At 61.0% G+C, this 18,424-nt stretch carries 17 protein-coding genes; 4 read left to right on the top strand and 13 right to left on the bottom strand.

The window, feature by feature from the left end; all coding sequences use genetic code 11:
* Positions 1 to 176: 176 nt before the first annotated feature.
* Positions 177 to 623: a GNAT family N-acetyltransferase gene (locus tag BS630_RS07810; RefSeq protein WP_077976945.1), complete on the bottom strand. Its 447-nt coding sequence runs from the start codon at positions 621 to 623 to the stop codon at positions 177 to 179.
* 514 nt (positions 624 to 1,137) lie between these two features.
* Between BS630_RS07810 and BS630_RS07805 the strand changes: the two genes are divergently transcribed.
* On the top strand, positions 1,138 to 1,650 hold the full coding sequence (locus BS630_RS07805) for a hypothetical protein (RefSeq protein ID WP_077976944.1): 513 nt from the start codon (positions 1,138 to 1,140) through the stop codon (positions 1,648 to 1,650).
* Between the two features lie 112 nt (positions 1,651 to 1,762).
* Positions 1,763 to 1,966, top strand: a complete 204-nt coding sequence (locus BS630_RS07800; RefSeq protein ID WP_017956647.1) for a cold-shock protein — start codon at positions 1,763 to 1,765, stop codon at positions 1,964 to 1,966.
* 346 nt (positions 1,967 to 2,312) lie between these two features.
* On the opposite strand, the gene BS630_RS07795 is transcribed toward BS630_RS07800, so the two are convergent.
* The 9 genes from BS630_RS07795 to BS630_RS07755 form a co-directional block, all read right to left on the bottom strand.
* On the bottom strand, positions 2,313 to 3,932 hold the full coding sequence (locus BS630_RS07795; protein ID WP_183594548.1) for a GMC family oxidoreductase: 1,620 nt from the start codon (positions 3,930 to 3,932) through the stop codon (positions 2,313 to 2,315).
* 2 nt (positions 3,933 to 3,934) lie between these two features.
* Complete coding sequence (locus BS630_RS07790; protein ID WP_077976942.1) at positions 3,935 to 5,461, bottom strand: FGGY-family carbohydrate kinase; 1,527 nt, start codon at positions 5,459 to 5,461, stop codon at positions 3,935 to 3,937.
* A 32-nt stretch (positions 5,462 to 5,493) separates the two neighbouring features.
* Positions 5,494 to 6,336 (bottom strand): class I fructose-bisphosphate aldolase, encoded by an 843-nt coding sequence (locus BS630_RS07785; RefSeq protein WP_077976941.1) that lies wholly within the window; start codon positions 6,334 to 6,336, stop codon positions 5,494 to 5,496.
* Positions 6,309 to 8,054 (bottom strand): glycerol-3-phosphate dehydrogenase/oxidase, encoded by a 1,746-nt coding sequence (locus BS630_RS07780; protein WP_077976940.1) that lies wholly within the window; start codon positions 8,052 to 8,054, stop codon positions 6,309 to 6,311. The genes BS630_RS07785 and BS630_RS07780 overlap by 28 nt, the downstream gene beginning before the upstream one ends.
* 12 nt (positions 8,055 to 8,066) lie before the next feature.
* Positions 8,067 to 9,062 carry an aldo/keto reductase gene (locus BS630_RS07775; protein ID WP_077977060.1) on the bottom strand — a complete coding sequence of 332 codons (996 nt, stop codon included), beginning with the start codon at positions 9,060 to 9,062 and terminating at the stop codon, positions 8,067 to 8,069.
* A complete protein-coding gene (locus BS630_RS07770; RefSeq protein ID WP_077976939.1) occupies positions 9,059 to 10,063 on the bottom strand; it encodes a sugar-binding transcriptional regulator in 1,005 nt (334 codons plus the stop codon). Before BS630_RS07770 ends, BS630_RS07775 begins: the two co-directional genes overlap by 4 nt.
* A 1-nt stretch (position 10,064) precedes the next feature.
* Positions 10,065 to 11,057, bottom strand: coding sequence for an ABC transporter permease (locus tag BS630_RS07765; protein ID WP_131627437.1), 993 nt, complete (start codon positions 11,055 to 11,057; stop codon positions 10,065 to 10,067).
* Between the two features lie 28 nt (positions 11,058 to 11,085).
* On the bottom strand, positions 11,086 to 12,624 hold the full coding sequence (locus BS630_RS07760) for a sugar ABC transporter ATP-binding protein (protein WP_077977059.1): 1,539 nt from the start codon (positions 12,622 to 12,624) through the stop codon (positions 11,086 to 11,088).
* A 68-nt stretch (positions 12,625 to 12,692) separates the two neighbouring features.
* Positions 12,693 to 13,721 carry a substrate-binding domain-containing protein gene (locus BS630_RS07755; protein WP_077976937.1) on the bottom strand — a complete coding sequence of 343 codons (1,029 nt, stop codon included), beginning with the start codon at positions 13,719 to 13,721 and terminating at the stop codon, positions 12,693 to 12,695.
* A gap of 343 nt (positions 13,722 to 14,064) precedes the next feature.
* Here BS630_RS07755 and BS630_RS07750 point away from each other — a divergent pair, with 343 nt between their 5' ends.
* Positions 14,065 to 14,499, top strand: a complete 435-nt coding sequence (locus tag BS630_RS07750; RefSeq protein ID WP_077976936.1) for a DUF2231 domain-containing protein — start codon at positions 14,065 to 14,067, stop codon at positions 14,497 to 14,499.
* The gene (locus BS630_RS07745; RefSeq protein WP_077976935.1) at positions 14,499 to 16,076 is read left to right on the top strand and encodes a PQQ-dependent sugar dehydrogenase; all 1,578 of its coding nucleotides are present in this window, start codon (positions 14,499 to 14,501) and stop codon (positions 16,074 to 16,076) included. Before BS630_RS07750 ends, BS630_RS07745 begins: the two co-directional genes overlap by 1 nt.
* Positions 16,077 to 16,173: 97 nt before the next feature.
* Here BS630_RS07745 and BS630_RS07740 read toward each other — a convergent pair whose 3' ends face one another.
* From BS630_RS07740 to BS630_RS07730, 3 genes are read right to left on the bottom strand one after another with little or no spacing between them, the layout of a single operon-like run.
* On the bottom strand, positions 16,174 to 17,115 hold the full coding sequence (locus BS630_RS07740; RefSeq protein WP_077976934.1) for an ABC transporter ATP-binding protein: 942 nt from the start codon (positions 17,113 to 17,115) through the stop codon (positions 16,174 to 16,176).
* A 22-nt stretch (positions 17,116 to 17,137) separates the two neighbouring features.
* Entirely contained in the window at positions 17,138 to 17,773 is a 636-nt protein-coding gene (locus tag BS630_RS07735; protein ID WP_077976933.1) for an ABC transporter permease, read from the bottom strand.
* Positions 17,770 to 18,402 (bottom strand): ABC transporter permease, encoded by a 633-nt coding sequence (locus BS630_RS07730; RefSeq protein WP_003550062.1) that lies wholly within the window; start codon positions 18,400 to 18,402, stop codon positions 17,770 to 17,772. Before BS630_RS07730 ends, BS630_RS07735 begins: the two co-directional genes overlap by 4 nt.
* Positions 18,403 to 18,424: the final 22 nt, after the last annotated feature.

Below are 18,424 nucleotides of genomic sequence, written 5' to 3'. Positions count from 1 at the left end.
TTCTCGGCGTCGTCGCAGGCCCGCCATCCACATCGAGCCGATCCGGCTGCCTAGACCAAAGGCAGTATCGATCGCCGATGATGTTGCGTAACCTTTGAAATACACTCGGCCACTCGCACGTTCACCCGGGCATGCTCAGGATTTTCGCTGGCGAATCGGAGATTCCCAATCTGGCGTTATCCGCTTGATCTGGAGTACAGGCCAAGGTCGCTTATCACGGCAAATTCGCAACGCTGATAGAACTCCGACAGCGCCCCTCCTCGTTGTGAGATCAGCCAGACGCTGCTACATCCTTCAACTGCGGCTGTTTCGAACATTGCAGAAAGTAGAGCAGTCCCTATTCCCTTACCCTGTGCGTCGGGCTGCACTGAAAGCTCGTCCACATAAATGACGGGGCCGGTATGGCGCCGCTGTCGTATCCCGAGCGCAATGCCGAGCACCTTGTCTCCGTCAACTGCCGCAAGTGCAATTGACCTCGGAGTTTCAAGCACATAGGTCACATTTTCTGCAGCCGCCTCAAGCGACCAGCTCTCATTCCACGGCGGCAGGGCATAGGCATTTACCAATACGGCGGCCGCGCCGCTAATGTGTTTTTCAACCAGACGCTCGATCCGAAATGACATAAACTCGCCTCACGCCACGTGAGGTGACATTCGCCGAAGGCTATTGGTTTCGCAATGGCGTGTTGGCTGCATCCGCAGGTTTTCCGCCGAGCTTGTCCCTAAAATGGTAAAGATCGCGGCTGCGCCAGGCAGGTCCGGATCAGTCCGCTGGCTGAGCCAGCATTGAATGCTCTATTTCCACCTCACGTGAAGCCGCAAGATCCCAAGCGGGACTGGACGAATGATCCCCTCGGCCGCAGGCAGCATCTTTTCTTTTCGGTAAACCCGAGGGCGATGCAGTTAACGCACTGGTTCAGAACCGTCCGATGAATGCTGAGCAGATCGAGGATGCGGCAATCCCTTTCTGCGCGCATGGGCAGCATTGGAAGTTTGATCCTGTTGAAAACGCGTGCTCCGCGGCGAGCGAATATGTCCCATACGGAACCAATTCACCGCCGAGTGGTTATATGACACCCTCCTCCTCCAAGAGCCGAGCGTCGTGATGTGGATGTTAAGCGGCCCAAAAGTTACTCAGATGATCAAGGTCCTTGCCTGCGCCATCGCCGCTGCGACGGCGTCAATGCTCATGGCCGGCGCCGCCAAAGCCGACGAGTCTGCCTTCCTCAAAACACTGGCGGGAAATTGGAGCGGTAAGGGTACGGTGAAAGTGCGGACAAATGCACCCACCATGAAAGTCACTTGCCGCTTCAAGTCGGACGCTAATGCAAGTTCCCTTGCACTCAATGGGCGCTGCACCAGTCTCGTCGTTTTTTCCCGTGTCATCAGCGCTAACCTCAAGGCCAGCGGTGACACCTATACCGGCTCCTACGTCGGCGCAGGCACCGGCACCGCGGGTCTTGGCGGAAAACGCGCCGGTAATGCCATAAACCTCGCGATCAAATGGGCGAAAGAGGTCAATGGCGATCGCCGTGCGCAGATGACGATCGAAAAAACCGGGGCATCGGGCATGCGTCTCACAACCGTCGATACCGACCCTGCGACAGGTCGATCGGTTGTGACGAGCCGCATTGAGCTTCGCCGGAGCTGATATCTTTTTACATTCAAAGAGCCGTTGACGTGCTAAAGGGTTGATAGAGAAGCCCCGAAGCTATAGTTTCGCCTTCGCAAATCGTCGAACGATACAAGGAAATAGTTATCTCATGCCGACAGGTACCGTTAAATTCTTCAATGACGACAAGGGCTTCGGCTTCATCACCCCTGAGGGTGGCGGCCAGGACGTTTTTGTTCACGTGTCTGCGCTGCAGAGCGGCGGGTCGCTCCGCGAAGGCGACAAGGTCAGTTTCGAAATTGGACAGGATCGCAAGACCGGAAAATCGAAGGCTGAGAACGTCTCGACGCTCTGATCGAAATCGAAGATGGCCCAGCCTGCGTTGAGCGGGTTGGGCTCATCGTCACGAGTCGCGGGCGCGAATGCCTTCGTACTCTAAAGCGCGTCGTGATCTTCGCGCTTTAGGTCTTTGTGCTACGCATGTTGTTGGCGCAAAACCGCTGCACCGTTTGCGCCACATGCTTTAAGCCGAAACGCCGACGATTAAGCCTTGGCGTGTCGTCTGATGTCCGCGCCTTGGAAATCCCGAATATGACGCGTGAGGACGCTCGTGCCAGCGCAGTGGCTGCAATCAGAGCATTTTCTCTCTGACAAAAGATGTTCCACGCATTCGCTTTAGACGATGCGATGAGCTGATCACATCACGCCCCTGACAGAATGCTCTTCGCGGCCTTCTCGGCAATCATGATCACCGGCGAGTTGGTATTGCCCGATACGATCGTCGGCATGATCGAGGCATCGACCACCCGCAGTTTCTCCAGCCCATGCACCCGCAATTGCGGATCGACAACCGCCATCGTGTCGCTGCCCATCTTGCAGGTACCGACCGGATGGAAGATCGTTGTGGCGATATCGCCGACGCGACGGATCAGTTCCTCGTCAGTCCGGTATTCCGTGCCCGGCAGCATCTCCTGCGGCCGGTACTTGGCGATCGCACCGGCCTCCATGAGCCGGCGGGCGTGCCGGATCGATTTCGCCGCAACCATCCGGTCGCCGACGGTCGAAAGATAATTCGGGCGGATTTCCGGCGCCACGGAAAAGTCCGGGCCGACAACATGCACGGCCCCCCGGCTCTCCGGCCGCAGATTGCAGACGGAGACGGTGACGGCGGGATATTTGTGCAGCGGCTCGCCGAGCCGGTCGGTGCTCAGAGGCTGTACGTGATATTCGAGATCGGCGGTCGCAACAGCCGGATCGCTCTTGGCAAAGATACCGAGCTGGCTCGGCGCCATCGACAGCGGCCCGGACCGGCGCAGCATATATTCAAGCCCCATGCCCGCCCGGGTGAACAGGTTGTGATAGAGCTGGTTCAGCGTCTTTGCGCCCTCGATGCGGAAGACCGTACGGATTTGCAGATGGTCCTGCAGGTTTTCGCCGACACCCGGAAGTTCATGGACGACGTCCAGTCCGGCAGCGAACAGCACATCCGGTCGACCAACCCCGGAAAGCTCCAGGATTTTCGGCGAATTGATCGCACCGGCAGACAGAATGACCTCGCGACCGGTGCGAGCCAGATGGTTCTGCCCGTTAAGCCGGAACCGTACGCCGGTCACTATTCTGCCGTCGAATTCCAATCGCTCGGTTTCGGCGCCGATCAGCACACGCAGATTGGGCCGCTTCATCGCCGGGCGCAGAAAGGCCTTGGTCGTGTTCCAGCGCAGGCCACCGCGCTGGTTCACCTCGAAATAGCCCGAGCCTTCATTGTCGCCATCGTTGAAATCGTCGGTCTTCGGGATACCGAGTTCTTCGGCGGCATCGCGAAAGGCATCGAGGATCGGCCAGGACAGCCGCTGTTTTTCCACCCGCCATTCGCCGCCTGCTCCATGCATCCGCGACTGGCCCCGATAGTTGTCCTCGGATTTCAGGAAATAGGGCAGCACGTCGTCCCAGCCCCAGCCGAAATTGCCCGCCTGCCGCCAGCCGTCGTAATCGGCCGCCTGGCCGCGCATATAGATCATGCCGTTGATCGACGAACAGCCGCCCAGCACTTTTCCACGCGGATAGGGCAGTGACCGACCATTCAGTCCGGCTTCCGCGGCCGTCCTCATCATCCAATCGGTGCGCGGATTGCCCATGCAGTAGAGATAGCCGATCGGCACATGTACCCAATGATACCGGTCGCTGCCGCCCGCTTCGAGGAGCAGGACGCGGGTTTTCGGATCGGCCGACAGCCGGTTGGCCAGAACGCATCCCGCCGATCCCGCGCCGACGATGATGAAGTCGTAGCTTCCCGCATCAATGGCTGCATCATTCGCACGCATATTCACGCCGCCCCCGCTGCCGCCGGTGGGACCGCCGTCAGACGCCGCCAGAGCGGCGCCATCGCCTCGGCGATATCCTGATGGAGAGCGTAGCGCCGCGTATAATGCGCTTCAAGCGAGACATCCGGGCGATAGTGCCGCTCGGTCCGGACCATGGCCGCAGCACCAGCGCCGAAGTCTGTGAAAAGGCCGACGCCGGTTCCGGCCGCGATCGCCGCCCCCAGTGCACCGGTTTCACGCGAGCGGGCAACAGTGACAGGTACGCCGAGCACATCGGCAAAGATCTGGGGCCAGATCAGGCTGCGCGAGCCGCCACCGGAGAGCACCGCCTCGTTGAACACCGCACCGGCCTTTCGGATCGTCTCGATGTGCTGGCGATGGCCGAAGGCGACACCTTCAAGAAGCGCGCGAACGAGATGCCCCTTGGTGTGCCAGCCGGCAATGCCGTAGAAGCCGGCGCGCGCGTGGCCGTCCTGCTGGGCGCCATAGAGATATGGATGGTAGAGCGGGTCGTCTGCCGCGGGCTCGATCGCCCCGGCCAGTGCGCAGCAGGCATCGAAGGGCGACACGCCTTCCGCATGCTCGCCTTCGAAGAACTCCCGCACCAGCCATTCGAGATTGGCAGCCGAGGTGGCGCTGTTCTCCATTGCCATGTAGCGGGTGCGATCGAAGGTCGAGGACATGAAGACCGGCCCGTCGAGGTCGGGACCGTCTATAACGACCTGGTTGATGCTCCAGGTGCCGGCAATGATCGAGGCGCTGCCGGTGCGCGAAACGCCGGAGCCGAGCGCCGAGGCGACGACGTCGAACAGCCCGCCGACCACCGGCGTACCGGCGGCGAGCCCGGTTTGCCTCGCCACCTCTTCCGTTATCGTACCGGCAATGTCGGCGCTTTCGATAAGCGGCGGCAACAGGTCCATGCAATCGCCCAGTCCATAGGCCTCCAACAGTGCCTTGTCGTAGCGGCGCGCGGCAAGATCGAGCAGACCGGCACCCGACATGTCGGATACTTCGCTGACGCGGCGGCCGGTCAGGCGGTTGACGACGAAATCCTTGGAGAAGAACACCGTACCGATGCGGTTGAACAGTTCCGGCCGGTGACGCTTCAGCCAGGCAAGCAATGTCGGCGTCTGGGATGGCCACGGGCGCTGGCGGGCAATCGGATAGGTCCGGTCACCAACGCCGGCTTCTCGCCATTCATCGACCAGCCCGGCCGCCCGCGTGTCGAGCGACTGGATGCCGATGAGCGGAGCGCCGTCGCGATCAAGCGCATAGAGACCGTTGCCATGCCCGGCGCAACCGATCGCGGCGATTTCCTCCGGAGGGATCCCTGCCTTTTCGATACAGGCGCGGATGACCTGCCGGGCATTCGCCCATAATTCGTCCAGACCCCGCTCGACATGCCCCGGGCTTGGCATGCGGCTGTGTCCCTCTTCCGACGCAGCCGCGATCTCGTTGCCCGCCCGGTCGAAAATCACCGCCTTGAGGACGGTGTTTCCGGCGTCGAGCCCCAAAAGATACTCTCCCATGCAGAACCCCTCCCAAGATTCGAAATTGCTGCTCAGCCCTGCTGGTAGAGCGTAAAGGCCTGTTCGCCGTTCGCATCCTCGTGCACGATCGCCATCAACCCGCGCACCACCGCACTCGGATTGGCATGCTGATAGATGTTGCGCCCATAGACCATGCCCATTGCGCCCTGTCGCATCAATGCTGCGGATTTGTCGAAGACGGCACGAAGATCTTCCTTGCCGCCGCCGCGCACCAGAACCGGGCAACGGGCTGCTTCCACCACTTTGTGGAAATCCTCGGCATTGGTGGTCGGATCCGCCTTGACGATATCCGCCCCTATCTCACGCGCGAGCCGCGTCAAGGTAACGATCTTGTCCGCATCGCCATCGACCATGTAGCCGCCACTTTCGGTGACCGGCTGCATCACCAACGGCTCGATCATCAGCGGCATGCCATACTTGTCGCAATCGGCCCGCACACGGGAAATATTCTGCACGCATTGGCGGAACAGGTCCGGCTCGTCCGGCAGCATGAACAGGTTGACGACGACGCAGGCCGCATCCATTTCGATCGCGCCGATCAACGGCTCGGCCTCGTTCTGCAGCACGGCCCACATGTCGCGGTGGCGGATCCGGTTATAGGGATTGCCCATGTCGATGCGCATGACCAGCGCCGGCTTGTCCTTGCCGGGCACGTCCTGCAGCAGGTCCGCCTGGCCGTAATTCATCTGGATCGCATCCGGCCCGGCAGAAACCAGGGCCTTGACGACGGCCTGAATATCCTCCAGCCCGTTGAGGAAGGATGGTTCGTTGCAGACGCCGTGATCGATCGCCACGTCGAGGCAGCGGCCGCCGCCGAACAGCCGGTTCATCCGGACTTTGCTGTTGTGTCGCATTCTGTGCTCCTTGGTTCGTTCCTTGCCGAAAGCATGTCTTCGTCGACGCCGTGGCGTTCGGTGAGAAGGGTGAGAAAACGGTGGCGCTCACGGGTGCGATGCGCGAGCGTCCAATGCTTTTCCTGCGTCAGCAGGTCGAGTGCTGCATCCATCATGTCGAGCGAAAGCTCGCCCGAAACGGCCAGCGTCGTGCGCCGCAAAAGCAGGTCGTCGAGATGTTCCACCGCTTCCTCGCGGATCAGAAACTGCAATTCGCGCACCGAGTAGCCGGCGTGCGGCAACACTGTATCGGGGCCTGCCACGATGAAGCCGGCAACCGCCTCGGCATCCGTGCCGTACCGGGCAAACAGCTCAGCCATGCGCCCACCGGGAAGGCCTTTGCTGGCCGCCTGCGCAAGCCAGACAGGCACGTTGGCCGGAAATGCCTGCCCGCCGCCGATCGGCCGATCGGTTGTCGCAACGCGGCGCTGCCGGCCTAGTCGTTCCAAAGCCATGTCGGCCGCCAGTTCCCCGAAGGACCGAAATGTCGTCCACTTGCCACCGATCATGCACAGAACCGGCGGGCCGCCATCCTTCGGCTCTATGACAGTGCAGAAATGATCGCGCGGGATGCGGCCGGTAAAACTGTCGGTGCTGGCCGGCAGCGGCCGCACGCCGGAAAACTGGAAAACGATCTGTTCCGGCCTGATGGCGATATCAGGCAGCACGAAGGCGAGCGATTGCAGGATATAGTCCCGCTCGTCGGCCTCGCAGCGCACCGTTTCCGGATCGTCGACGCGGATATCGGTGGAACCGACGAGAACCTTGCCGAGATAGGGAAACAGGATACAGATCCGACCGTCTTCGTTCTCATAGTAGATCATGTGACCGGCGAGCGCGTCGCGCAGATCCGCATTGTCGACGATCAAATGCGAGCCCTTGGTGCCGCCCATCAACGGAGCCGGCCGCGCTTCCGGCGAAAACAGGGTCTGATTGGCGATGTCGATCCAGCCGCCGGTGGCGTTGATGATCAGCGTCGGTTCGACGGCAACGGACGCGCCACCGATCTGGTCTTCGACGCGGTATCGACCATCCTCTGTCCGCTGCAGTTCCGCATAGTTCAGCGCCATCGCTCCGAACTTTGCAGAAAGACCATCCTGCAGAAGCTCGATGCCCAGCCGCTCGGGATGGCTCACCCAAGCGTCGAAATAGGTGGCGGAACTCTTGATGTCGGGATTGAGCGCCGGCCACTTGGCAAGCGTTCCACGCCGACCGCGAAACTGGTGGCGCGGCATCAGCGCCCGTTTGCGGGTCAGGAAATCATAGATGCACAGGCCCGCCTTGATGGCGACGGCGCCACGCCGGCTCGGGCGGCGGCTGAGGCCCAGGAAGCGGACGATGCCATTGCCGAGGCCGGAAAAGATATCGAACACCGGCACCGTCGTCGGCAGCGGCGCGACGTAATGCGGCGCATTGCGCAGCAGACGGTCCCGCTCGACCAGCGATTCCTGCACCAGCTTGAATTCGCCATTTTCAAGATAGCGGAGCCCGCCATGCACCATGCGCGACAGCGCCGAACTGGCCCCGGAGCAATAGTCGTGTTTCTCGACGAGCAGCACATTCAGCCCCTGCAGCGCCAACTCCCGAAAAACGCTGATGCCGTTGATGCCGCCGCCGATGACACAGACGTCCACCTTTGGGCTCTGGCGGAGCCCGTCCAATATCTCTTGCCGATTCATGATGGCGATCCGCTACCTGTCCATGTCAGTCAGTTTCGCCGCTATGGCCGTATCGATGGCAGCAAGCTCGGCCGCATCCAGCCGGATCGTCCCCGCCCGCGCATTGTCGAGCGCTTGTGCCGGATTGCGCGCCCCGCAAAGTGCAAAGGTGACGCCCGGCTGCGCCAACGTCCAGGCAATCACGATCTGGGCGATGCTGGCGTCGTGTCTTTCGGCGACCGGCCGGATGGCGTCGGCCAGCGCTGTTGCCTTCTGGCGGTTGTCGACCGAAAAGCGCGGATTGCCCTTGCGCTGGTCGTCACCTGAGAAGACACGGTCAGGACCGATGGTGCCGGACAGCAACCCCAGCGCCAGCGACGAGTAGCTCAGCGTTGCAATGCTGTTGGCCTTGGTCAGCGGCAGAAGCTCCGCCTCGATCTCCCGGTCGATCATGCTGAACCGCTCCTGAATCGCGTCGAGACCACCGACAGCGATATAGGCATTGAGGTCGTCGGGACTGACATTGCTTGCACCGATCGCCCGGATCTTGCCCGATGTGCGCAGGTCTTCCAGCGCCCGCATCGTTTCCCCGATAGGGGTCGTCGGATCTTGCCAATGGGTGATGTAGAGGTCGATATAGTCGGTTCCGAGCCGCCTCAGGCTTTCCTCGACCTCATGCAGGATCGCGTCGCGGCCGAGATAACGGTGCACCGGCTTGCCGTCCTGGTCGAAAAAATGACGGCCCTTCTGCGTATGCCAGACAAGGCCGCATTTGGTGGCGATGACAGCCTTGTCGCGGCGCCCGCTCAGTGCCTTGCCGACGATCTCCTCGGAACGTCCAAGCCCATAGGCCGGCGCCGTGTCGATCAGCGTCACGCCGGCATCGAGCGATGCCTGGATCGCCGCGATGGATTCGGCCTCGTCTGTCCCGCCCCACATCCAGCCCCCGATCGCCCAGGTGCCCAATCCCACCGCCGAGGCGGAAACGCCCGATTTGCCGATCTCACGTGTCAATTGCTGTCCGCTCATGCCCATTTTCTCTCCCCATTCGCCAATGCCAGCACCCGCGCACCCGTCGCCTCATCGGTCACCAGCGTATCCAGATGATTGCCGCGCAGAACGCTGAGGATCGGACCTGCCTTGTTCGGCCCGCTCGCCACACCGATCTTGGTGGGGATCGAGGCGAATTCCGGCAGCGTCAGCGACACCAGCGAACGGTTGAGGCTGTAGTCGCAGATCTGGCCATGATCATCGAGCAGATGCGCCAGCAACTCGCAGGAGGCACCGGACCGCTCGATCGCGGCGCGGTCGGTGCTCGAGGACGGATGCAGCTCGTAATAGCTCGAATCGTCCGAGAGGATCGAGCCGATGCCGACCACCGCCACCTTCGCCTCACGCGCCCGTTTGAAAACGTCTGCGACGGAACGCATGGTGATCAGCATCGCCCGCTGCTCGGCATCGTCGGCAAAGAGGGGCGCATGGATTTGGTAGGAACGCCCCCCAAGCCGGTCGGCCATCAAGGTCGAGACATGGTTGACGTCGGTATAGTGCTTACCCTGGACGCAGCCGGTTACTGGAATGACCTCGACATTGAACCGACGCGGCGGCTGCAGACCGGCAACGACGGCGCTCACCCCTTTGCCGCCGGTGATGCAGATCGTATCGCCATCGGTGATCTCTTCCAGCAGCAACCTTGCTGCCGCTTCGCCGACGGCTTGAAGCGCCGTCTGCGGGTTGTCGGACACTGTCGGCACCACCACGGCGCGGCCGATGCCGCCAAGCGCTTGGAGCCGTTCTTCCATGTCGACCAGCGGCTCGACCGGCGACTTGATCTTGATCTCGACCAGGCCGAGCTGGCGGCCGCGCTTGATCAGGCGGTTGACGGTGGCGTGCGAGATGCCGAGCTGATCGGCAATCTGCGCCTGTGTCAGTCCCTCGAGGAAATGCAGGACCAGAGCCTGGTGCATCTGCCGGGCGATGACGATTTCCTCGCGCGGCGCATTTGCGGGTTTGAGCTTGGCTATCGGCATATCAGGCAGCCTTCCGCTTGTGCAGGAAATGGTCGATCGAGACGGCGGCAAGCAGAATGCAGCCTTTGATCATATCTTGCCAATAGACAGACACGTCGAGCAAGATCAATGAGCTTGTGACGACCGACAGCAGGGCAATACCAAGAATTGCTCCTAGGATCGTGCCGGAGCCACCATTCAGCGACGCACCGCCGATCACCGCGGCTGCGATGATGTTGAGTTCCATGCCGACGCCAAAGGTCGGGGTCGCGGCACCGAAGCGGGACATGTAGATCACCCCGGCAACACCTGATAGCGTGGCGCAGAGCACCGTCACCCAGAACTTCACCTGGTTGGTCTTGATGCCGGAATAGAGCGCCGCCTTCTCGTTGCTGCCGGTGTAGAATACCTTGCGGAAGGCAGTTGCCCGGCGCAGCAGGAAATCGAACAGCACGACGACCGCAACAAAAATCAGGATCACATAGGGGACGCCATAGAATGTGCCCTGCCCGACCGCCTTGAACGAGGGTGGCAAGGTGAACAGCGACAGCGGCGTGCCCTTGGTGATGATCAGGCAGATACCGCGCACGATGACCATGGCCGCAAGCGATGTGATGAAATGGTTGAGCCCGACGATCGTGACGAAGAAGCCCATGACACAGCCGATCAGGCCGCTGGCGATAACGCCGATCAGGGATGCGCTCCAGGGATCGAGCCCCATCAGGAACAGTGAACCCGACAGCACCATTGAGAAGCAGACGACCGAGCCGACCGACAGGTCGATGCCGCCGACGATCAACAGGATGGTCATGCCGACGACGACGATCCCTTCGACCGAAAACGACATCAGCATCGCCCGGAAATTACCGAGCGTCAGAAAATGCGGCGAGGCGAAGCTCATGACGATGCAGAGCGTCAGGATGATCGCGATCAGGCCCGCCTCGCGCATCGTCCCCAGCCGTTTCCAGCCGGGCGCGCGTGCCTGATGTGCCGTTGCCAATGTAGCGTCCGCCATGACCCTGTCTCCTGCCCCTGCTTTTTCCCTATGCGGCATGCTCTGATGCCTTTGAATTGTTGTGGCCGCCGATACCCGAGGCGAGCCGCATGATCGCTTCCTCCGTCATCGCCTCGCCTTCGACCTCGCCTGCCACTGTACCTTCGTGGATGACCAGCACTCGGTCGCACAGGCCGAGAAGCTCCGGCAGTTCCGACGAGATCACGACGATGCCGATGCCGGAGCGCGCGAGATCGCGCAGCAGCCGGTGGATTTCCGATTTGGCGCCGACATCGATGCCGCGGGTCGGCTCATCCATCAGGATGACCTTGGGATTGACCGCCAGCTGCTTGGCAATCGCCACCTTCTGCTGGTTTCCGCCGGACAGCGATGAGACCGGCATGTCGATGCCACCCATCCGCACGCCGAGCCGCCGGACCAGGTTGTGGGCACGATCCGCCTCGGCCTTGGAATTCAACAGCCCCAGCGGTCCGGTCAGCGATTTCAAATCGAGAACGGCAATGTTCTGGGCAATGGAAAGATCGAGGAAAATGCCGGAGCCTTTCCGGTCTTCCGACAGGTAGACGACGCCCGCCTGCGCGGCCTGCGCATAGGAGCGCGCCCGCAGCCGCTGTCCATGCAGCTGCACCTCGCCGTCGGTTACCAGCCGCAATCCGCAAATACCTTCGGCTATTTCGGTGCGGCCTGAGCCGATCAGCCCGCCGACGCCGAGAATTTCCCCTTTGCGCAGGTCGAAGTTCACATCCGTGAAGCGGCTGCCGTCGCCGAGATCGCGGACACTGAGAATGATCTCGTCGGTCCGCTCCGCCGGCGCCTGCTTTTCCGGATAAAGCTGGGTGATCTCGCGCCCGACCATCCGGCGCACCACATCATCCGGCGTCACGTCCGCCACTTTCTCCGTCGAGACGTAGCGGCCATCGCGAAACACGGTGACCCGGTCGCACAGGCTGAAGATTTCGGCCATGCGGTGGCTAATATAGATGATCGAAATACCCTGCGCCTTCAGGTCGCGGATGATTGCGAACAGGATCTGCGTCTCCGATTCCGTCAATGCCGCCGTCGGTTCGTCGAAGATCAGCACCCGGCAATCGAGCGTCAGCGCCTTGGCGATCTCGACAAGCTGCTGGCTGGAAATCGACAAGTCGCCGACTTTGCGGCGCACGTCGATCGGCGCCAGACGGTTCATCACGACCTGCGCATCCCGCTCCAGCCTGTTATAGTTCATGAAAGGCGAGCGGCGGCGGTTGGTCGCGGCCATGAACATGTTCTCGGCCACCGTCGCATCGGGGCAGAGCGCGATTTCCTGATGCACGAGGCCAAGCCCGAGCGCTTGCGCCACGGCCGGCGACGTCACCTTTACCGGCACGCCGTCGACGAGAACGTCCCCCTCGGTCGGCTGCAGCACGCCGGCAATGATGTTCATCAGCGTCGACTTGCCCGCGCCGTTTTCGCCGCAAAGCGCATGAACCTCGCCTCTTTCCAGGCTGAAGCTCACCTCCGTCAACGCCTTCACCGCACCGAAGTGCTTGCTGACATTGCGGATTTCCAGAACCGGCACCGACGCCATCATCGACTCCTCCTCACGCTCGCGGTGGCTGTCCGGCGCTTCACGCCCCGGACAGCCGGCACAAAGGCTTACTCCTCGATGCCTTTGGTGCCCCTCCGCTTCAGATACTTGTCCCAGTAGAAGTCGTCAGCATTGGCAGCCGTGACGATCGACAGACCGTTGTCGACGAACGGAATGCTCATCGGATTGAAGCCGACGCGCTTGGCGTCGTTCATCGGGTCGATGAGTTCCGGATGTTTTGCAAGCCACAGGAGCATGAAGCCCATGTAACCCTGCATGCCCTGGTTCGGATTGATCGAGCCGAACACTTCGCCCGCCTTGATCATGTCTAGAATGTTGGCGTTGACGTCGGCGCACATCACGAGGATCTTGCCGCCGCTTTCCTTGTTGGCCTGAGAAGCGCCGATGGCCGAGTTCGCTTCCGGCATGAAGACGGCGCCGATGTTCGGATGTGCCTGCACCAGGCTCATCAAGCCCTGATAGGCCTTGTTCGGGTCCTGGTTGGACGCAGCGCGGCCGACCAGCTTCATGTCAGGATATTTTTCCTCCATACGGGCGATGAAGGCGGCGATACGCTTGTCGTGGTTGTCCTGGCCCGGATTTTCCAGAACGGCATATTCACCCTTGCCACCCATCTTTTCGGCAATCGCGTCGGCCGCATAGGTGCCTTCGCGGGTATTGTCCGACGTGACGAATGAGATGCGCTTGGAAAGCGGCGCATCGGCCGCGAAGGTCACGACTGCCGTGCCCTGGTCGATCGCCCGGTTGATCGGCTCGATGAACGGGTCGGAGTTCATCGGGTGAACGAGAATACCGGCCGGGTTCTGGGCCAGCGCCTGGTCGAAGGTGGCGATCTGTTTGTTGACGTCATATTCCGGCGTGCCGGTATAGGCGGTCTCGCAACCGAGCTGCTGACCGGCCTGCTTGAACATTTCATAGACCGGGAACCAATATTCGACGCCCGATACCATGACATTCATGACGTATTTTTCACCGGGCTTGCAGCGGAAGGGATTTTCCGTGTCCGCGCTGGCAAAGCCGGCGAAAAGCGTCGACGCAAGGACCGCCAATGCGGTCGTGCTTAGAAATTTGCGCAAGTTTCCTCCTCGAGGCCGAAGCCCCTCCCAAATATCCGGCGGCGCCTCAGCGGCTGCCGATGATCCATTGAAGACCGGAGTTCCTCCTCGAAGTCCGGTATGGGCAGATAATCGCAACGGCAGAGCTCTGTCAATATAATTCATACAGTGAAATATATTTCACAAAAGACTGTGTGGCGGAATGTCGATGGCGCCTTAGGCGAATACCGCTAACAGGGGACAGAGCAGGTGAGCAGTTATCTGAGTGACGAAGGTTGCTCTTTCGAAGGAGCGGCAGCGGAACCATCTGCTCCCGCCGCGGGTTGGATAGGCATCCTCAAGCTCTCAGCCCACGGAGCATGCCATGGCTATATCCGCCAGCAATCGAGACTCGGCCGCCTATCCGATGCAGTCGCTGTTTGTCCCGTTTCCCTTCGTCTGCTTCACGCTCGCGCTAGCGACCGATATCGCTTTCTGGCAGACCGGCAATCTGATGTGGCAGAATTTCTCTGCATGGTTGCTGTTCGCCGGCCTTATGTTGGGCTCGCTTGCAATTCTGGCCGGATTGATGGATCTGATGCGTCACCGCACCCGCCCTTTGCGGCCGCCGCTCCTGTCCGCGCTCCTCTATCTGATCATACTGGGCATCGCCTTTGCCAACAACCTTGTCCATGCCGGCGATGGATGGACGGCCGTAGTCCCATATGGACTGATGCTTTCGGCCCTCACCTTTGTCTTGTGCCTGGTGGCCGCAGCAGTTTCCGCTCGAAAATATGCCAGACTGGCCTGGAGGATATGATGAAAAAATCCCAGATTCTCGGCGCTTCGCTTCTTTCGATATCTCTTGGCGTCGGTCTTGCCGCTTACGCTCAAAGCGGAGATTTTGATATCTCTCAGCAGATCGGACCGAATCCCGTCCTTCCGGAACCAACCGCCTCACTGTTGCCTGATCTGAAGGTAGCGGATGTCGTTGGCTGGAAGGATGGTGAGACGCCGGCCGCCCCGAACGGTTTGACGGTCACTGCTTACGCCAATGACCTCGCCAATCCGAGAACAGTCCACACCTTGCCGAACGGCGACGTATTGGTGATTCAGTCGCGCGGCCCATCAGGCAAACCGACCTCACGGCCGAAGGATTTGATCCGGGGCTGGATCATGTCGATCGCTCGTGGTGGCGGCGGCGAGCAGAAGGAAAGCAACGTCATCACACTGCTGCGTGACGCGAACCGCGACGGCAAAGTGGATGAGAGGCACGATCTTCTGAAGAAACTCGATTCGCCGTTCGGTGTCGCCTGGGTCGACAACACGCTCTATGTCGCCTCGACGTCCGCCATTCTCGCCTACCCCTATGAACTTGGTCAGAATAGAATCACTGCCCAACCGAAAATCCTGACGCCCTTGCCCGGTGATCCGATCAATCATCACTGGACCAAGGACCTGGCGCTGAGCCCCGATGGGCAGATGCTTTACGTCTCGGTCGGCTCGAATTCCAACGTCGCCGAGAACGGGCTTGAAGCAGAAAAGGGCCGTGCGGCGATCTGGCAGGTCGACCGGCACACCGGCGCGGCGCGCGTCTTCGCCTCAGGTCTGCGCAATCCGAACGGCCTTACCTTCAACCCGGAGACAGGGACGCTCTGGACGGTCGTCAACGAGCGCGACGAACTCGGTCCAGACCTCGTTCCTGATTACATGACCTCGGTCAAGGAAGGAGGTTTCTATGGCTGGCCATGGAGCTACTATGGCAAGCATGTCGATGCGCGCGTGCATCCGCCGCGTCCCGACATGGTCGAAAGGGCGATCCCACCGGATTATTCACTGTCGAGCCATGTCGCCGCGCTCGGACTGACCTTCTCGATGAATTCAGCGCTGCCGGCCGCTTACGCCAACGGCGCCTTTATCGGTGAGCACGGCAGTTGGAATCGGGACAGCTTCAACGGCTACAAAGTCGTGTACGTGCCATTCGAAAACGGCAAGCCATCCGGCAAGGCGCAGGACGTCGTCACGGGCTTTATCCAGGGCGACCAGGCGAAGGGGCGGCCGGTCGGCGTCGAGATCGACGGGACGGGAGCGCTGCTCGTCGCCGATGACGCCGGCAATACCGTCTGGCGCGTATCGTCGTCCGACGGCAAAATCACGCCACAGCCAATCGGCACGGACCAGGTAAAATTGCAAGTTTCGACGAATTCCGCGAGAGATCAGACCCCCGATGTAGATCCGAACATCGGAACGGAAATGACGGGGTCGGTTGCTCAATCCCAGACGCCGCCTGCGTCGCCCGATAACCGCCCGACCGGCCTGGCACCACCACCTTCCGGCCAACAACAGGATGAGCGCCGGCCTGCGCAGATGCAGATTGCCCCTGCAACCGGTCCTTAAATTCGGAGGTGTAGAATCCGACGCTTCGCATGGTGCCTACAGCCATTCCGACCACAATTCCGGGCGCGAGACCGCTGGGCACTTTTGTGGAATTGCTCTACAGCCGATTGGCGCGCAATAAGGTGGCACGAGACAAATACCCGACAAGTGTCCCATCTGCGGCTCTGACGTGCAGGCCCGGCATCTCACCGGAGAGGATAAGCGCCAAGGCGTCGTGAACCGTGGCATCAGCGGCAATCGCGGCATCGCCGTTCGACGGTTCCGGCGCGGTCATGATCATCGATACGGCGATCAAGCTCAGCCTTTTTATGGCTCGGTCGGGACCGAGGAAACTCTCGACGAATTCATTGACGGGACGCGCGAGGATTTCCTGCGGGGTATCATACTGAAGAAGGCGCCCATCCCGCATGATGGCGATGCGATCGCCCATCTTGATCGCCTCATCGAGGTCATGGGTGACGATGACGACGGTCTTCTTCACCTTCCTGAGAATATCGCGGAATTCGTCCTGGAGCCGAACGCGAGTGATCGGATCGATCGCGCCGAAGGGTTCGTCCATCAGCATGATGGCAGGGTCGGCGGCGAGCGCGCGCGCGAAACCGACGCGCTGACGCTGCCCGCCCGACAATTCGTGTGGCAGGCGCTGCCGCATGATGGCCGGATCAAGGCCCACGAGATCCAGCAGCTCGTCGACCCGGCGATCGCTGCGCGCCTTTTCCCAACCAAGAAGCCGCGGCACGGTCGCGACATTGCGCGCGATCGACATATGCGGAAACAGACCGACTTGCTGGATGACATAACCGATGCTGCGGCGCAGCTCTTTCTGATCGACCCGGGCGATATCTCTGCCATCGACCAGCACACGTCCCGTCGTGGGCGTCTCCAACTGATTGATCATCCGCATGGTCGTGGTCTTGCCGCAGCCCGACGGACCGATCAGGGCAACCGTCGTACCGGTCTCGATCAGGAGATCGAGATTGTCGACCGCATGCTGGCCGCTTCCGTCGTAATTCTTCGTAACATGGTCGAGATGAATCATCCTGATATCCGCTTTCGGCCGCTTAGCGCCGTTGAGTGAAGACGCGCTCCAGGGCGCCGAACGCCAGTTCCGCAAAGATCGCGAGCAGGGCTATCGGGACCGCTCCGACGAGAAGGCGCGGCATGTTCATGATCGCAATGCCGGCATTGATGAAATCGCCAAGCCCGCCGCCGCCGATGAAGGAGGCCAGCGCCGCCCCGCCGATGACCTGGATGGCACTCGTCCTGACGCCCGACAGAATCGACGGAACGGCCAGAGGAAGTTCGATTTCCCACAGCATCTGCCCGGCGCTCATGCCCATTCCATCTGCCGCATCGATCACCGAGGCGTCGATCTCGCGGATGCCGATGATCGTGCTCAACAGCAGCGGCGGCACGGCAAGGACGATGAGGGCGACCACCGACGGCAATAATCCGATGCCGAGAAACGGCATCGCCGCCGACAGGATCGCAAGGCTCGGTATGGAGCGCAAGGCGCCGGCAATATTGACCACGGTAAAGGCGGCGCGAGGTGCCCGTGCGACGGCAAATCCGAGTGGCACGGCGATGACGAAGGCGATGCCGAGCGATAGGACGCACATCAGCAGATGGCGATTGAAAGCATTGAAGAAGGTGCCGGAGTTGTTGAAGATCCAGCTGAATGCATCGATAACGATCATGCTGCTTTACCTCCACTGCGCCGGCGCAGCAGCTTTTCGAAGGATGCAAAACAGTAGTCGGCAAAGAGCGCCAGAAATGACGTCAGCAGCCCGCCGGCGATGATCTTTTCGGGGAACCGCTGGTCGATGCCTTCGAAAATAATGACGCCCAGCCCGCCGGCATTGATATAGGCGGCAACGGTCGCGATGCCGATGACCGTCACCATGGCAATGCGGATACCGCCGACGATATAGGGCATCGCCAGCGGCAGCTCGACTTCCCAGATCCGGCGCGCCGTGCCATAGCCCATGCCATCAGCAGCTTCGAGTATGTCACGCGGAATTGCCTGAAAGCCCATGCCGATATTGCGGATCAGGATCATTAGCGAGTAGGCGGCAAGACCGGTAATGGCGGGTGCTGCCCCAATCCCCATGATGGGGATGAGAAGCGCAAACAGCGCCAGGCTCGGCACGGCGAACAGGATACCGGTGAAGATGATGATAACCGCGAAGCTCCGCGGCCGCCTTGCCGCCCATATCCCGACGATCAGTGAGATCACCAGGGCGATGCCGACCGAGGAAAAAACGAGATACAGGTGCTCCAACAGCGCTTCGAACAGTCGGTCGAGGTGTTTAGGGACCCATTTCATCGTCGAGACCTCCGCGTCCGGG

Source organism: Rhizobium laguerreae (assembly GCF_002008165.1).
GTDB classification, from domain to species: Bacteria; Pseudomonadota; Alphaproteobacteria; order Rhizobiales; family Rhizobiaceae; genus Rhizobium; species Rhizobium laguerreae.
Note: the sequence above shows the minus strand (reverse complement) of the source record. Positions and strands in the feature narration are given on the sequence as shown.

What these genes read in the sequence shown, in the direction of transcription:
- BS630_RS07760 (WP_077977059.1), bottom strand. Translation starts at nt 12,624, where the DNA reads ATGGCGTCGGTGCCGGTTCTGGAAATCCGCAATGTCAGCAAGCACTTC.
- BS630_RS07745 (WP_077976935.1), top strand. Translation starts at nt 14,499, where the DNA reads ATGAAAAAATCCCAGATTCTCGGCGCTTCGCTTCTTTCGATATCTCTT.
- BS630_RS07775 (WP_077977060.1), bottom strand. Translation starts at nt 9,062, where the DNA reads ATGAGCGGACAGCAATTGACACGTGAGATCGGCAAATCGGGCGTTTCC.
- BS630_RS07750 (WP_077976936.1), top strand. Translation starts at nt 14,065, where the DNA reads ATGGCTATATCCGCCAGCAATCGAGACTCGGCCGCCTATCCGATGCAG.
- BS630_RS07735 (WP_077976933.1), bottom strand. Translation starts at nt 17,773, where the DNA reads ATGATCGTTATCGATGCATTCAGCTGGATCTTCAACAACTCCGGCACC.
- BS630_RS07765 (WP_131627437.1), bottom strand. Translation starts at nt 11,057, where the DNA reads ATGGCGGACGCTACATTGGCAACGGCACATCAGGCACGCGCGCCCGGC.
- BS630_RS07805 (WP_077976944.1), top strand. Translation starts at nt 1,138, where the DNA reads ATGATCAAGGTCCTTGCCTGCGCCATCGCCGCTGCGACGGCGTCAATG.
- BS630_RS07770 (WP_077976939.1), bottom strand. Translation starts at nt 10,063, where the DNA reads ATGCCGATAGCCAAGCTCAAACCCGCAAATGCGCCGCGCGAGGAAATC.
- BS630_RS07780 (WP_077976940.1), bottom strand. Translation starts at nt 8,054, where the DNA reads ATGAATCGGCAAGAGATATTGGACGGGCTCCGCCAGAGCCCAAAGGTG.
- BS630_RS07795 (WP_183594548.1), bottom strand. Translation starts at nt 3,932, where the DNA reads ATGCGTGCGAATGATGCAGCCATTGATGCGGGAAGCTACGACTTCATC.
- BS630_RS07790 (WP_077976942.1), bottom strand. Translation starts at nt 5,461, where the DNA reads ATGGGAGAGTATCTTTTGGGGCTCGACGCCGGAAACACCGTCCTCAAG.
- BS630_RS07810 (WP_077976945.1), bottom strand. Translation starts at nt 623, where the DNA reads ATGTCATTTCGGATCGAGCGTCTGGTTGAAAAACACATTAGCGGCGCG.
- BS630_RS07785 (WP_077976941.1), bottom strand. Translation starts at nt 6,336, where the DNA reads ATGCGACACAACAGCAAAGTCCGGATGAACCGGCTGTTCGGCGGCGGC.
- BS630_RS07740 (WP_077976934.1), bottom strand. Translation starts at nt 17,115, where the DNA reads ATGATTCATCTCGACCATGTTACGAAGAATTACGACGGAAGCGGCCAG.
- BS630_RS07800 (WP_017956647.1), top strand. Translation starts at nt 1,763, where the DNA reads ATGCCGACAGGTACCGTTAAATTCTTCAATGACGACAAGGGCTTCGGC.
- BS630_RS07730 (WP_003550062.1), bottom strand. Translation starts at nt 18,402, where the DNA reads ATGAAATGGGTCCCTAAACACCTCGACCGACTGTTCGAAGCGCTGTTG.